The organism is Vibrio sp. STUT-A11 (genome assembly GCF_026000435.1).
In the GTDB taxonomy this organism is placed as follows: domain Bacteria; phylum Pseudomonadota; class Gammaproteobacteria; order Enterobacterales; family Vibrionaceae; genus Vibrio.
Window position 1 is genome coordinate 2,894,110 of record NZ_AP026763.1, and the last position, 14,073, is coordinate 2,908,182.

General features: G+C 47.4%; 11 protein-coding genes and 1 other RNA gene. All 12 read right to left on the reverse strand.

Annotation, left to right across the window (positions count from 1 at the left end):
- Nucleotides 1–169: 169 nt before the first annotated feature.
- The 12 genes from murC to rsmI all read right to left on the reverse strand — a co-directional run bounded on the left by murC (nucleotide 170) and on the right by rsmI (nucleotide 14,044).
- Complete coding sequence (gene murC, locus OO774_RS13490) at nucleotides 170–1,627, reverse strand: UDP-N-acetylmuramate--L-alanine ligase (protein WP_264903146.1); 1,458 nt, start codon at nucleotides 1,625–1,627, stop codon at nucleotides 170–172.
- A 23-nt stretch (nucleotides 1,628–1,650) separates the two neighbouring features.
- Complete coding sequence (murG, locus tag OO774_RS13495) at nucleotides 1,651–2,718, reverse strand: undecaprenyldiphospho-muramoylpentapeptide beta-N-acetylglucosaminyltransferase (protein ID WP_264903147.1); 1,068 nt, start codon at nucleotides 2,716–2,718, stop codon at nucleotides 1,651–1,653.
- Entirely contained in the window at nucleotides 2,705–3,901 is a 1,197-nt protein-coding gene (ftsW, locus tag OO774_RS13500) for a cell division protein FtsW (protein WP_264903148.1), read from the reverse strand. The genes murG and ftsW overlap by 14 nt, the downstream gene beginning before the upstream one ends.
- 21 nt (nucleotides 3,902–3,922) lie before the next feature.
- Entirely contained in the window at nucleotides 3,923–5,236 is a 1,314-nt protein-coding gene (gene murD, locus OO774_RS13505) for a UDP-N-acetylmuramoyl-L-alanine--D-glutamate ligase (protein WP_264903149.1), read from the reverse strand.
- Nucleotides 5,237–5,274: 38 nt separating this feature from the next.
- Nucleotides 5,275–6,357: a phospho-N-acetylmuramoyl-pentapeptide-transferase gene (gene mraY / locus OO774_RS13510; protein ID WP_014230799.1), complete on the reverse strand. Its 1,083-nt coding sequence runs from the start codon at nucleotides 6,355–6,357 to the stop codon at nucleotides 5,275–5,277.
- Complete coding sequence (gene murF, locus OO774_RS13515; protein WP_264903150.1) at nucleotides 6,357–7,721, reverse strand: UDP-N-acetylmuramoyl-tripeptide--D-alanyl-D-alanine ligase; 1,365 nt, start codon at nucleotides 7,719–7,721, stop codon at nucleotides 6,357–6,359. Before murF ends, mraY begins: the two co-directional genes overlap by 1 nt.
- Nucleotides 7,718–9,199: a UDP-N-acetylmuramoyl-L-alanyl-D-glutamate--2,6-diaminopimelate ligase gene (gene murE / locus OO774_RS13520; RefSeq protein ID WP_264903151.1), complete on the reverse strand. Its 1,482-nt coding sequence runs from the start codon at nucleotides 9,197–9,199 to the stop codon at nucleotides 7,718–7,720. The genes murF and murE overlap by 4 nt, the downstream gene beginning before the upstream one ends.
- Nucleotides 9,200–9,260: 61 nt before the next feature.
- The gene (locus OO774_RS13525; RefSeq protein ID WP_264903152.1) at nucleotides 9,261–11,054 is read right to left on the reverse strand and encodes a penicillin-binding transpeptidase domain-containing protein; all 1,794 of its coding nucleotides are present in this window, start codon (nucleotides 11,052–11,054) and stop codon (nucleotides 9,261–9,263) included.
- On the reverse strand, nucleotides 11,051–11,368 hold the full coding sequence (gene ftsL, locus OO774_RS13530) for a cell division protein FtsL (RefSeq protein ID WP_264903154.1): 318 nt from the start codon (nucleotides 11,366–11,368) through the stop codon (nucleotides 11,051–11,053). The genes OO774_RS13525 and ftsL overlap by 4 nt, the downstream gene beginning before the upstream one ends.
- Nucleotides 11,369–11,373: 5 nt before the next feature.
- Nucleotides 11,374–12,324, reverse strand: coding sequence for a 16S rRNA (cytosine(1402)-N(4))-methyltransferase RsmH (gene rsmH / locus OO774_RS13535; protein WP_264903155.1), 951 nt, complete (start codon nucleotides 12,322–12,324; stop codon nucleotides 11,374–11,376).
- A 230-nt stretch (nucleotides 12,325–12,554) separates the two neighbouring features.
- Nucleotides 12,555–12,984, reverse strand: an RNA gene (gene rnpB / locus OO774_RS13540) — RNase P RNA component class A.
- 196 nt (nucleotides 12,985–13,180) lie between these two features.
- Nucleotides 13,181–14,044: a 16S rRNA (cytidine(1402)-2'-O)-methyltransferase gene (gene rsmI, locus OO774_RS13545; RefSeq protein ID WP_264903156.1), complete on the reverse strand. Its 864-nt coding sequence runs from the start codon at nucleotides 14,042–14,044 to the stop codon at nucleotides 13,181–13,183.
- Nucleotides 14,045–14,073: the final 29 nt, after the last annotated feature.

Here is a 14,073-nt window from a genome sequence, read left to right on the forward strand (position 1 = left end):
TCGCATACCTTCGCTCATGTTAATACACACTAACAAAAGCAATGACTTTAACTTTGAGATTATACTGAGCTCTAATAAACTATCAAACACTGATAACAATAAATCACAACGTTGTTGGCGCAAAATCGAGATCTAGGTCTTTATCTTCAAGCTCACACTGAATTCCAGTTTATCCCACCATTTTATTAACATTTAACTTAAGAGCGGCGAGCTGTTTAGCCACTTTACCAACATCTCCGGCACCTTGCGTTAAAATTAAGTCTCCGTCTTGTATAACGTTAGCCAAAACTGACGGTAATTGCTCGATTTCTGGAACAAAAATTGGATCTAACTTACCTCTACTGCGAATTGTGCGACATAATGCGCGTCCATCAGCACCTGCAATTGGCTTTTCTCCCGCAGAATAGACATCCAACATAATCAACACATCGACCTGCTCAAGGACATTGGCAAAATCATCATATAAATCACGAGTTCGACTGTAGCGGTGCGGTTGGAAAATCATCACCAGGCGCTTATCTTGCCAGCCGCTGCGCGCCGCATTGATCGTGACACCGACTTCCGTTGGGTGGTGACCGTAATCGTCCACCAGCATTGCATGGCCGTTGCCCGTATCGAATTCACCAAGGTGATCAAAGCGACGTCCCGTACCTTGCGTTCCCGCCATGGCTTTCAGAATTGCTTCATCTTCAATGTCATCTTCCGTTGCAACTGCGATTGCGGCTGATGCGTTGAGTGCATTATGACGACCCGGGATATTTAGCGTGATATTAAGATCAGCTCTGCCTTTACGAACCACCGTAAATTTACCTTGCTGGCCTTCTTGGCGGTAATTCTCGATACGTACATCCGCGTCTTCAGAGAAACCGTAGGTAATCACCTGACGGCTAATACGTGGAATTAACTCGCGAACGACAGGATCATCAATACAGACAATCGCTTGACCGTAAAATGGTAAATTATGCAGAAAGTCGATGAAGGTTTGCTTCAGAGTTTCAAAGTCACCACCGTAAGTATCCATATGGTCGGCTTCGATGTTGGTAACAATACTCACCATTGGCTGAAGGTGCAGGAATGACGCATCGCTTTCGTCTGCTTCAGCAATAAGAATGCGACTAGAGCCAAGACGTGCGTTGGTTCCCGCACTTTTCACCAAACCACCATTGACAAACGTTGGATCCAGGCCCGCTTCTGAATATATTTGCGTCACAAGTGCCGTGGTAGTGGTCTTGCCATGTGTACCTGCCACAGCAATACCGTGACGGAAGCGCATCAACTCAGCCAGCATCTCTGCGCGACGAACAATTGGAATACGCAACTCACGGGCCGCCATCACTTCCGGGTTTTCTTCGTTGATAGCCGTAGAAACAACAACCACACTTGCTTGCTCAACATTGCTTGCCTGGTGCCCGATATAGATAGTCGCGCCTTTAGCGGCTAATCGTTCAGTTACTGCATTCTTTGCAAGATCAGAACCGGTAATTTGATAACCTTCGTTTAGGAGCACTTCAGCAATGCCGCTCATCCCCGCACCACCAATACCGATGAAGTGGATTGATTTCACGCGACGCATTTCTGGAACCATTGCGCGAATCTGAGCTAAGTCTTGTGTATGTTCAATAGTCATCTGTTTCTATTCTCGATAATTCATTAACGCTTTTCAGTCAAAGCGACGATGGCTTGTGCGACAGTTTTGTCGGCGTCCAGTTTAGCGGCGCTACGTGCATGCTGAGCCATCTCTAGTAAAGTTTTGCGATCTAACTGCTGGATTTGCTCAGTGAGTGTTTCAACCGTAAACACTGGTTGTTCAATCATTCTCGCCGCTCCGCATTCGACTAAGTGATCCGCATTGAGTGCTTGTTGACGGTCTTTATGCATAAACGGTACGAAAATGGCGCCGACACCAGCAGCAGAAACTTCAGATACCGTCAAAGCGCCTGAGCGACACACTAACAGGTCTGCCCATGCATAGGCTTCCGCCACATCATCAATAAATTCGCTCACTTCAGCATTAACCACATTGTGTTTCTGATATGCGGCTTGCACCTCTTGCGCTGATCCTTTACCCGCTTGATGACGAATACAGTAGTCTTCACCTAAGTTAGCCATAACCTCAGGTAAAGTTTGGTTAAGAATACGAGCGCCTTGGCTACCACCCATTGCCAAAATCCGAATCGGACCTTGGCGGCCTTGCATACGAAGCGCTGGTTCAGCCAGTTGAGTCACATCCTCACGTACAGGATTACCGACAACCTCAGCTTTTGGGAAAGCACCAGGAAAAGCCTGAAATACTTTTTTAGCGATCTTAGACAGCCACTGGTTAGTCAAACCTGCAACGGCATTTTGTTCATGTAGGACAACAGGAATACCACTTAGCCAAGCCGCAACACCACCGGGTCCACTCACGTAACCACCCATGCCCAAAACCGCATCCGGCTGCCATTGTTTCATGTGAGTACGCGCTTGCATAATGGCATTGATAATTTGGAATGGCGCCGCCAGAAGACGCTTCACGCCCTGACCTCGCAAACCTTTCACTTTGATGAAGTCGATTTCAATACCATGTTTTGGTACCAAATCCGCTTCCATTCGATCCGCCGTACCTAACCAGCGAATCTCCCAACCTTGTTCTTGCAATTGCTTAGCAACGGCAAGCCCCGGAAATACGTGACCGCCAGTACCACCAGCCATCACCATCAAACGTTTAGTTTTCTTCATTAGTTTGTTGTTCTGATTGTTGTTGCTCGCGTTTCAAGCGGCATTCGTGATCGATACGCAGCAATATGGATACTGCAACGGACATAATAATCAGACTGGAACCACCATAACTGATTAGCGGGAGGGTCAAACCTTTGGTTGGTACGATACCTGCGGCAGCGCCTACGTTAACCAGTGTCTGGAACGCGAACCAAATGCCAATACCGAACGCGAGGTAGCCACCAAAGATTTCGCCGTCTTCGAAAGCGCGCTTACCGATATAAACGGCTTTCAGTACCAGACTAAATATCAACATCAGTACCAGTACAACGCCAGCAAAACCAAGCTCTTCAGCCAATACGGCAAATACGAAGTCAGTGTGCGCCTCTGGTAGGTATTCGAGTTTCTGAATTGAGTTGCCAAGCCCTTGACCAAACCATTCACCGCGACCAAACGCCATCAAAGATTGCGTCAACTGATAGCCGCTACCGAATGGGTCTTCCCAAGGGTCAAGAAAGGAGGTTACACGTCGCATACGGTAAGGTTCGACCAGAATCAAACCGACTACAGCACCAATACCAGCGACCATCAGTGCGAGAAACTGGGTTAACTTTGCGCCCGCAATAAACAGCATACCGAACAAGGTTACCAGCATTACCACAACGGTTCCCAAGTCTGGCTGTCCCAGCAATAGTACGGCAAAAAAGGCAAACACCATGATTGGCTTCATAAAGCCGCCAAAAAAAGTTTGACGCACTTCTTCTTGCTTGCGGACTAAATAGCCAGACATAAAGATAAATAAGGACAGCTTTGCGACCTCGGCTGGCTGCAAGTTAAACAGCCCCAAAGGGATCCATCGAGAGGCACCATTTACAGATTTCCCTGCAAGCAACACGATGATAAGCAGCGTAAAAGAGAGCCAAAGCAAATAGTGACTGCGCTTGAACCACTCTTCTAAAGGAACCTGAAGAATCACCGCTGATGTGATCAACGCCAGTACAAGAAAAGTGGCGTGACGAAACATAAAGTGGAAAGGTTGATCGGTCAGTCGTGAGCTGATCGGAAAAGAAGCCGACGTTACCATGATCAACCCTGTCAGCATTAACCCCAACGCAATCCATACTAACTGACGATCAAACAACGCTTGTGGTGCGGGCTGCCTGAGCCAATGACTGATATTATGTTTAACGTTACCTAAACCCACGAAACGAGTGACCTTCAATTATTATGCGTATTTTTTAGCAAGAGCAGCGAACGCATCACCTCTTGCCATAAAGTTGTCGAATTGATCAAAGCTAGCACATGCAGGAGACAGCATCACCATATCACCCGCTTTTAACTGCGAAGATATTTGCTGAATCACATCTTCCATCGTATTGAAACGAATCGCTGACTCATGCAATGGTAAGAATTCATCACCATCTTTACCAAAGCAGCACAACTGTAAATTGAGTGTCGCGAAGATCGGTTCTAAGGGGGTAAAATCTGCGCCTTTACCAACGCCACCAACCAGTAGATACAACTTACCAGTAAGTTCCAGACCCGATAACGCTGCCATCGTGCTAGCAATATTGGTTGCCTTGGAATCATTGACCCATTTAACACCTTGATTATCTTCAACAACCTGGCAACGGTGTGTCAGTCCGGTGTAATTTTTAAGTGTATTCAATGTGTTGTGATAGTCGATACCTGTCGCTTTGAGCAAAGCCAACACCACCAGAACATTCGCTAAGTTGTGTTTGCCGACCAGCTTAAGTTCATCACTGGCAATCACGCGCTGGCCGTGATCAAGTAACCAGGTTTTCTCACCATCGGTATCTAAACCAAAGGCTTGCTCATCGCCGCCAAAGGTAACCACTGGCATGGCATGATCAGGCAAGGTTTCCTGATCATCTCGATTGACAACCGCAAGCTCAGCATGATTGAAAATACGCAATTTTGCAGATCGGTAGTCGGCCATGCTTGCATAGCGATCCATATGATCTTCTGAAAGATTCAGAAACGCCGCCGCAGTTAACTTAAGGCTGGACGTGGTTTCCAGCTGGAAGCTAGACAGTTCCAGCACATATAGGTCCGCCTCTTGTTCGAGTAGATCGAGCGCAGGAACGCCAATATTGCCGCCCACACCAACATTCAAACCCGCCGCTTTTGCCATTACTCCGGTTAAGTCCGTGACCGTACTCTTACCATTAGAGCCGGTAATCGCAACAACAGGCTTACTGACTGCCCAGGCAAACAGTTCAATATCCCCGACAACGGGTGTCCCGCGACCTAGTACGGACTGAATTTCAGGCGTCGCAAGCGCGATGCCAGGGTTGGTCACAACCAGATCAGCCTCTGTAAGCCACGTGGTATTCCAACCACCGCTATGCAGCTCAATCCCTTCAGGAAGGCGGTCAGCCCCCGGAGGATTAGCTCGGGTATCAATGACTTTAACCACTAGTTGTGGCTGATTTTTTCTTAGGTGTTTAACGACAGAGAGCCCGGTAATACCGAGCCCTACGACGACAACATTATGTATGTTTTGCCAACGTTCCATATTTGTTCACACTGTAACTCTTGTCTGAAGAGGCGCGATTAACGCACCTTCAATGTTGCTAGACCAATCAGAACAAGAACGATAGAAATAATCCAGAAACGCACGATAACGCGAGGCTCTGGCCAACCTTTAAGTTCATAGTGGTGATGGATAGGTGCCATGCGGAAAATACGCTGGCCACGTAGCTTGTAAGAACCCACCTGAAGAATAACCGACAGGGTTTCCATAACAAATACACCACCCATAATAACCAGCACAAATTCCTGGCGAACCAATACCGCGATAGTACCCAGCGCACCGCCCAAAGCCAGTGAGCCGACATCGCCCATAAATACTTGCGCTGGGTAAGTGTTGAACCACAAGAAGCCAAGACCAGCACCAACAATCGCCGTACAGACCACCACAAGTTCAGAAGCATGAGGCAGGTAAGGGATATGCAGGTATTCAGAGAAGTTAACGTTACCCGTGGCCCAAGAAATAACGGCAAAGCCTGCTGCCACCAGAACCGTCGGCATAATCGCCAATCCATCCAGACCATCAGTCAGGTTTACCGCGTTACTCGTACCGACAATCACAAAATAAGTGAAGATAATGTACAACATGCCCATTTGCGGCATGACATCTTTAAAGAATGGTACTACAAGTTGAGTTGCCGCTGTATCTTTGCCGTAAGCGTAAAGAGCGAACGCTACTACAAATGCAATTAACGACTGCCAAAAGTATTTCCAGCGAGCGATCAAACCGTCGGTATTCTTGCGCACCACTTTACGGTAATCGTCAACAAACCCGACAGCACCATAACCAAGCAGCACTGCAAGAACCGCCCAAACATAAGGGTTTGATAAATCCGCCCAAAGCAGAATGGTGATAGAAATCGCAGCCAAAATCATGATACCGCCCATGGTTGGCGTACCACGTTTACTAAAGTGAGATTCTGGGCCTTCGTTACGTACTACCTGACCGATTTGCAGCATTTGCAAACGCTTGATCATGATAGGTCCCATCCAAAGAGACAGACCTAGGGCTGTTAATACACTTAAAATTGCTCGAAATGACAGATATTCAAACAAGCGAAAAAAAGAGAAGTATGGCTGTAGCAGCTCGGCAAGCCAGATAATCATTAAAAATACTCCTTCAAAGCAGCAGCGACTTCAAACATACGAGCACCGTTCGCTCCTTTAACCAATATGGTATGGTTTTCGGAAACGGTTTGGTCTAGATGCTGCTTGATGTAGTCAATCATATCTTGATGTGTCTCAAAGTGGCTTCCGTCGCACAGGTCACTGATCACCTTTGCGTCCGCGCCATAAGTGAGAACGTGTTCAAATTTTTGTGGGGCAGCATGTTCCCCGACTTGACGATGAAGTGCAAGACTTTCCTCGCCCAATTCCGCCATATTGCCTAAAATCAGCCAGCGCTGACCTTGGAAGGCGCTTAAAAGGTCAACTGCGGCTTTCATTGCGGGAACGCTGGCATTGTAGCTGTCATCTATCAACTTAATGGATTGACTCAGTTGCTCAACGTCCACTCGGCCTTGCACTTTACTCAAGTGCAACAAACCAGATTGAATTTCGTCGATTGTTGCGCCCATTTGTAGCGCAATGACTGAAGCCGCAATCGCATTCGCAACATTGTGTTGACCAATAATGCCCAGAGATAGTTCAATTTCTTGTTCATCTTCTGCGAGGTGCAAAGTAAAACTGGCTTTACCCTCTTCATTCAGTTTTATATTGGACGCATAGAAATCTGCTTGAGTGTTAGTTTGCGAAAAAGAGAGCACCCTCTTATCGACGAGAGCAGATTTCCATAACACATCACCATGACTGTCCAAATTAACAATAGCAACTCCACCCGCTGACAAGCCTTGGTAGATTTCACCTTTTGCTTGTTTAACCCCGTCAATGGAACCAAAACCTTCAAGGTGAGCGGCTGCAACATTGTTAACCAAAGCTATATCTGGTTTCACCAATTGCGTGGTATAGGCTATTTCACCGATATGATTTGCTCCCAGCTCAATGACGGCATAGTCATCGTCTGCTTGCGAACGTAATAACGTTAATGGCACACCGATGTCGTTGTTGAAGTTGCCAGCTGTAAACAGCACCTGACCTTTCAACTGTAAAATGCTCGCGACCATCTCTTTCACTGTGGTTTTGCCGCAGCTACCCGTAATAGCGACGGTTGGCGTTTGGCAAGATTGGTGAATCCAGGCTGCGATTTCACCCAAAGCAATTTTGCTATCAGCGACCACCACTTGTGGGACATCCACATCGAGACGTTTTTGCACCAGCAGGGCACCTGCTCCAGCGTCAACCGCCTGCTGGCAGAAGTCATGCGCATCAAATCGTTCACCCACTAATGCGACAAACAATGAGCCACTTTCTATAGTTCTGGTATCGGTTGAAACTGCGGCGATGGTGATGTCTTCACCAACCAGTTCACCATACGTAATTTCAGCAAGTTGAGACAAAGTGACTTTAATCATGATGACAGTCCTAATAGCTGCATTGCAGATTCTCTATCCGAATAATGGATCGTCTCGCCATTACGAATTTGATAGTCTTCGTGGCCTTTACCAGCCAGCAAGATAATGTCTTGGGCTGACGCATTGTCGAGGGCATAAGACAGAGCCTTAAAACGGTCATGCTGAACAATCGCCTCGGCCGGTTTCGATAATCCAGCCAGCATATCTTTGACGATAAGTACCGGACTTTCGCTACGTGGGTTGTCGTCCGTTAACACCACTTTATCACCCAGACGTTCTGCGATTTCAGCCATCATAGGACGTTTACCTGCATCACGGTCTCCGCCACATCCGACTATCGCCCAAAGCTGACCTTCACAATGCACACGCAGCGCCTGCAACGCTTTTTCTAATGCATCAGGGGTATGCGCGTAATCGACCACCACTTTGGCTCGTTTTTCTGTCTGGAATAGTTCCATTCGACCTAATACTGGCTGCAGTTGATTCGCCGTCGCCAAAAGCTCTTGTTTGTCAAAATCTAAGCTTAGCAAAGTCGCAAACGCTAACATCAAGTTCGCCGCGTTAAACTCCCCAATCAAAGGGGCATATAAAGTGCCGCTACCAAACATACCGTCAAAATCGATAGTGATACCAGATTCGGCATACGTGACGTTGCTGGCCCATAGTGCGTTTGTAAACTCAGTTGTTGGCACTAAAGAAACTGCAATCGCATTCGAAAGGTCTTTAGCCCAAGCTGCACCGACATCATCATCAACGTTAATAATGGCTTTTTCACACTGGTGCTGGGTAAAGAGGGTAAATTTAGCGCTCGCGTAATCTTCCATCGTGCCATGATAATCAAGGTGATCACGGCTCAGGTTGGTAAATACTCCTGCAGCAAATGACAGGGCTTTCACTCGTCCTTGCACTAAACCATGAGAAGAGACTTCCAGCGCAGTGTACTTCGCGCCTTGCTCTGCTAATGACGCGAGCGTATGTTGAATTTCCACCGCGTTGCCAGTGGTGTTCGCAGCGGCTTGCAAATGATCTAAGAAACCATTTCCTGTCGTCCCCATCACGGCCGCTTTCGAACCGATGAGTTCAATCCACTGCGCAATTAGTTGGGTGATGGTGGTCTTGCCATTGGTTCCTGTCACACCAATAAGATCCATTGCTGGATAGCGATAAAGTTGACCGGCCATTTCAGACAGACACTTATCCAAAGCACTCAAATAAATAACCGGAATGTCATCGACCCACTCTATGGTGCCATGCGTTTTGTTCTCACAGGCTTGCGCAATAACCGCATTCGCACCTTGCTGAATTGCCGCCGGAATAAACTTCCTTCCATCCACGACGTGCCCGACAATCGCAACAAAAGTGGTACCGGGTTGAACTCTTCGGCTGTCGAGTTCCAGTTCAGAGACAAGAACGGACGCTAAACTTGGGCAATCAACCCAAGAGGACAGCAATGCGTCCATACTGATGGCTTTAGTCATATTTGTTCTCCGAGCTTTGGCTCAGGTTTACTCAAGTTATTTAGCAGTAAGCTAACTTTGCTTACTGCTGGAATTTATTTTCATCTGGTGCCACGTTCAGGATCTGTAGCGCACCTTTCATAATTTCAGAAAAAACCGGAGATGCCACAGAACCACCATAGTAATCATCACCTTGCGGCTCATTGACGATCACCACGAGTGCGATTTTCGGGTCACTAACAGGAGCGAGACCTGCGGTGTAAGTAATATACTCATCACTGTACCCCCCCGCAGAAGCTTTACGAGAGGTACCGGTTTTCGCCCCAATTCGGTAGCCCGGCACTGCCGCACGGCGAGCTGAGCCACCTTGCTGCGTTACCGTTTCTAACATATCAAGTACCTGACGCGCATGCAGAGGGCTGACGACCTGGCGAGACATATTGTTGTCGTTACTTTCGATGATATGTATCGGCTCGTATTTACCAAGGTTTCCGAGCGTGGCATAAGCGTGCGCAAGCTGAATGGGTGTAATAGAGAGACCATAGCCAAAAGAGATGGTCGCCCTTTCAATCGGTGACCAGCGCGACCGACTTGGGAAAATCCCCGTCACTTCACCCACCAGGTTCAAACCAGAAAGCTCTCCAAAACCGACAGAGCTGTATAAACCCAGTAGTGCCTCAACAGGCATTTGCATCGCCAGTTTAGTCACACCGACGTTACTGGACTTTTTCAGGATCATCTCCAGGCTGGCTTTACCAACGCGAGAGACGTCCTTAACCCGGCTTCCACCTAATCGAAGCACGCCGTTTCCCGTATCAACGATGGTATCGGTATCAGCGATTTCATTTTCTAACGCAGCCAGAATCACAAATGGCTTAATGGTTGACCCCGGCTCCATGGAGTCAGTAATCACACGGTTGCGCATTTTGTAACTTTGCCAATCACTGCGATTATTCGGGTTATACGATGGCGCGTTAACCATCGCCAATACCGCGCCAGTTTTAACGTCCAACATCACAACAGAGCCAGAGGTGGCACGGTGGTCCGCCACCGACTGTTTAATGGCTCGATACGCAATCGCTTGTAAACGTTGATCTATGGTTAGTTGCAGAGACTTACCTTCTTGTTTGTCTTGCCAGGCAATATTCTCGACCACTCGACCATAACGGTCTTTACGGATGGTTTTTTTACCTTCTTGGCCAGTCAGCCATTCATCATAGCTGCGCTCTACGCCTTCCAAGCCATGGCCATCGATTCCCGTTACTCCCACTAAGTGAGCACTAACCTCACCTGCCGGATAATAACGACGAGACTCGGATTTAAGCCCGACGCCCGGTAATTTCAACTCGCGGATATAATTTGCCATGGCGGGACTAACCTGACGCTGCAGGTAAATAAAACGACGCTTTTCATTGCTCCTGATTTTGTTAATCAGACCTTGACGATCAACGCCCAAAACGTCAGCCAGCGCATGCCAGCTTTGAGTTTGACTCAGGGCATTTTCTTTAAAGATAGTCGCCGGATCGGCCCAAACGGCTTCAACAGGAACACTGACGGCAAGAGCTTCTCCGTTGCGGTCAGAGATAATGCCTCGTGCAGAAGGAATCGACTTAACTCGAACAGAGCGCAGATCACCTTGTTTAATTAGGTTATCGGGCTCGATAATTTGGATGTACGCCACACGCCCAATAAGCAGCGCAAACGCACAGAAGACAAAAAACAGTAATAGATGGAAACGCCAACGAATCAAAAAAGACTCTTCTACCTCAACTTTTGCTGCTGTTTTTTCAGTTTTATTATCATCGACTGCAGCTTTTGCTTTTGTGGAAACCTTGCGCTTATTTCCTTGTTTGGTATTGGTTTTCTTTCTAATCATTTTAGTGTGATAACCACTTCTTTATCGCCGTCAGGTCGTTTCATTTCAAGTTCCTTTTTTGCAAGGTCTTGAACTCGACTATGTTCTGCCAGGGCGTTTTCTTCCAACATCAGGTTGCGCCATTCACTGTCTAGCCGCTCTCGCTCGACCAGAGTGTGATCTTTTTCGGTGATCGCTTGACGCGCATGGTGGGTAGCAAATACCACTCCCATTGCTGATGCCAGAATAAGCAGCAACAACAATAAAGGCCAACGACCAACTGTGAGTAAGTCCGTGGCAATCAACTTAGCAAGGTTAGGAGTGGCTTTCGTCATAATAATTAAAGCTTTTCAGCAATTCTTAACACAGAACTGCGTGAACGAGGATTTATGTCAATTTCTTGTTTACTTGGCTTAATCGCTTTGCCAATGGGTTTCATGTTCGCACTACCCAGCTCTTTGATTTGTGCTTCGGTTAGCGGAATACCATGCGGGACTTCCGGCCCTTTACTCTCTTTACGGATAAAGCGCTTCACCATGCGGTCTTCCAATGAGTGGAAGCTAATTACAGACAAACGCCCTTGTGGAGCAAGAATACTTGCCGCTCCTTTTAGCGCAGTATCAATCTCTTCTAGTTCACTATTGATGTAAATACGGAATGCCTGAAATGCGCGCGTCGCAGGGTGTTTTTTCTCTTTAAAGCTTTTTGGAGCCGCTTCTGAAATTAGCTTCGCTAACTGGCCCGTACGAACCATTGGCTCGTTTTCTTCGTTTTCACGGTATTCCACAATCGCGCGCGCAATACGGCGAGCGTGTTTGTCTTCTCCAAATTCGCGAATCACCCAGGTGATGTCATCCAAATCCGCTTCCATTAGCCACTGAGATACCGAAATGCCCGTGGTTGGATCCATGCGCATGTCCAGTGGGCCATCTTTCATAAAGCTAAAACCACGCTCAGCGTCATCTAGCTGAGGAGACGAAACGCCAAGATCTAGCAATACACCGTCTACTTTGCCAACCAGATCGTAATCTTGTGCGTATTCAGCCATGCCAGAGAATGGACCGTGAATAATGGTGAAACGAGGGTCGTCAATCTTACCCGCTTCTGCGATAGCCTGTGGGTCGCGGTCAATACTGTAAAGTCGGCCGTTTTCACCTAGCTTAGATAAAATCGTACGGCTGTGACCGCCTCGGCCAAATGTTCCATCGATATAGATACCGTCAGGTTTGATTGCCAGGCCATCAATGGATTCATTTAATAACACGGAAATATGTTGAAAGGTTTCGGTCATAGCTTTCTCGTTGAATAATCTTGAAGCGACTTTTAGGGCGTGTTGTGCTCTCATGCTGAATTAATCAGCGAGTGAATAATAGTTCCTAGTGTACTGATTTCCCACATCATCGCCACCACAAGTCTAGAGTGAGACGTGATTAAATACCAAGTTTATTGGTAATGACGCAGTCTGAGTCAATAAAATGCAAAAAACCCATCATTACTAACAAGTAATGATGGGTCTCGAATAGTTGGAGCCGACACATAAGCCGGGTTCTGTTCCGCTTGCGCGGCGGTAGCCATTCGTCTAGGCCAGTAATCACTCACTGGCTCGAGCAACCTACCCGCCTCCTTACGCGAGCAACGCAATGTGGAGGCCTATTTGGTCTTGCTTCAGGTGGAGTTTACCCTGCTACGAACTATTGCTAGTCGTCCGGTGCGCTCTTACCGCACCCTTTCACCCTTACCTGATCCCTTACGGGCCATCGGCGGTCTTCTCTCTGCTGCACTTGTCGTAGGCTTGCGCCCCCCAGGCGTTACCTGGCACCTTGCTCTATGAAGCCCGGACTTTCCTCCCCTTTGTCAGTCTCCCGAAGGACGTCAACGTCAGTTTCCCGAAGGACCTCAACGTCAGTCTCCCGAAGGACATCAACAAAGCAGCGACTACCCAGTCAGCTCCGAGGGCGGATTGTATAGAGTTCTCCTCTCCGCGTCTAGTGAGATCACAGATATGATGTAAGGAATGCATCAAGTGGTGCTTTTTTGCTCTAACAACGCCCCAACATGACGTCTGGTTAACAGAAAAAAGGGCTAATGAAAATCATTAGCCCTAATCCATTTTGCTAGGTAAACCTGTTTAGACAGAGGCCGCCTGATTAATCCAGGTTTTCTAAACCCCATTTATACAAAGCGTTCTTTTTAAGGTTATGGATTTCTGCCACCAACGCCGCCGCCTTTTTGAGTGGCAACTCTTTGGTTAAAATACCCAGTGTGCGCAACGCGTCATCAGGCAAAGAGTCATCCGCAGTTTCTCGATGGCCATGAATCAGTAACACCATTTCTCCGCGCTGTTGGTTATCGTCGCTTTTCACCCATTCGATTAACTTTCCAAGCGGCATACCTTGAATAGTTTCAAACGTTTTGGTCAACTCTCGCGCCAAAACAACTTCTCGTTCAGGGCCAAGAACGTCTAACATATCTTGTAGCGAGTCTAAAATACGGTGCGGAGATTCATAGAAGATACAAGTGCGCTCTACCGATGCGATTTCTAAAAACTTGTCTTTACGTCCTTTGCTTTTCGGCGGTAGAAACCCTTCAAAACTGAAGCGGTCAGAGGGCAAACCAGAAGCACTTAACGCTGTGATAACCGCACACGCACCAGGAAGAGGCACAACTCTTACGCCCGCTTGACGACATTTTGTCACCAGATGGTACCCTGGATCGCTGATTAAAGGTGTTCCTGCGTCAGAAACCAGCGCGATGGACTGACCTGAAAGTAGCTTTTCCACCAAGACCTGCGCTTTTTGCTGTTCGTTGTGATCATGCAACGCAAAAGTTTTGGTTTGAATATTGAAGTGAGACAGTAATTTACCCGTATGTCGGGTATCCTCAGCAGCAATGATGTCCACATTCGACAGAACCTCGATAGCACGTTGGGTGATATCTGCTAAATTTCCGATGGGAGTCGGTACGATAAAGAGAGTTGGCCCCTCATTCGGCAAATTATTTTTATCTGTCATTTGTTTACCATCACTTCAACGATTAATAT

Excerpts from the sequence above, each read along its gene's own strand:
- murE (WP_264903151.1), bottom strand. The coding sequence starts at position 9,199 with ATGACTAAAGCCATCAGTATGGACGCATTGCTGTCCTCTTGGGTTGAT.
- ftsL (WP_264903154.1), bottom strand. The coding sequence starts at position 11,368 with ATGACGAAAGCCACTCCTAACCTTGCTAAGTTGATTGCCACGGACTTA.
- OO774_RS13525 (WP_264903152.1), bottom strand. The coding sequence starts at position 11,054 with ATGATTAGAAAGAAAACCAATACCAAACAAGGAAATAAGCGCAAGGTT.
- murG (WP_264903147.1), bottom strand. The coding sequence starts at position 2,718 with ATGAAGAAAACTAAACGTTTGATGGTGATGGCTGGTGGTACTGGCGGT.
- murC (WP_264903146.1), bottom strand. The coding sequence starts at position 1,627 with ATGACTATTGAACATACACAAGACTTAGCTCAGATTCGCGCAATGGTT.
- rsmI (WP_264903156.1), bottom strand. The coding sequence starts at position 14,044 with ATGACAGATAAAAATAATTTGCCGAATGAGGGGCCAACTCTCTTTATC.
- murD (WP_264903149.1), bottom strand. The coding sequence starts at position 5,236 with ATGGAACGTTGGCAAAACATACATAATGTTGTCGTCGTAGGGCTCGGT.
- mraY (WP_014230799.1), bottom strand. The coding sequence starts at position 6,357 with ATGATTATCTGGCTTGCCGAGCTGCTACAGCCATACTTCTCTTTTTTT.
- rsmH (WP_264903155.1), bottom strand. The coding sequence starts at position 12,324 with ATGACCGAAACCTTTCAACATATTTCCGTGTTATTAAATGAATCCATT.
- murF (WP_264903150.1), bottom strand. The coding sequence starts at position 7,721 with ATGATTAAAGTCACTTTGTCTCAACTTGCTGAAATTACGTATGGTGAA.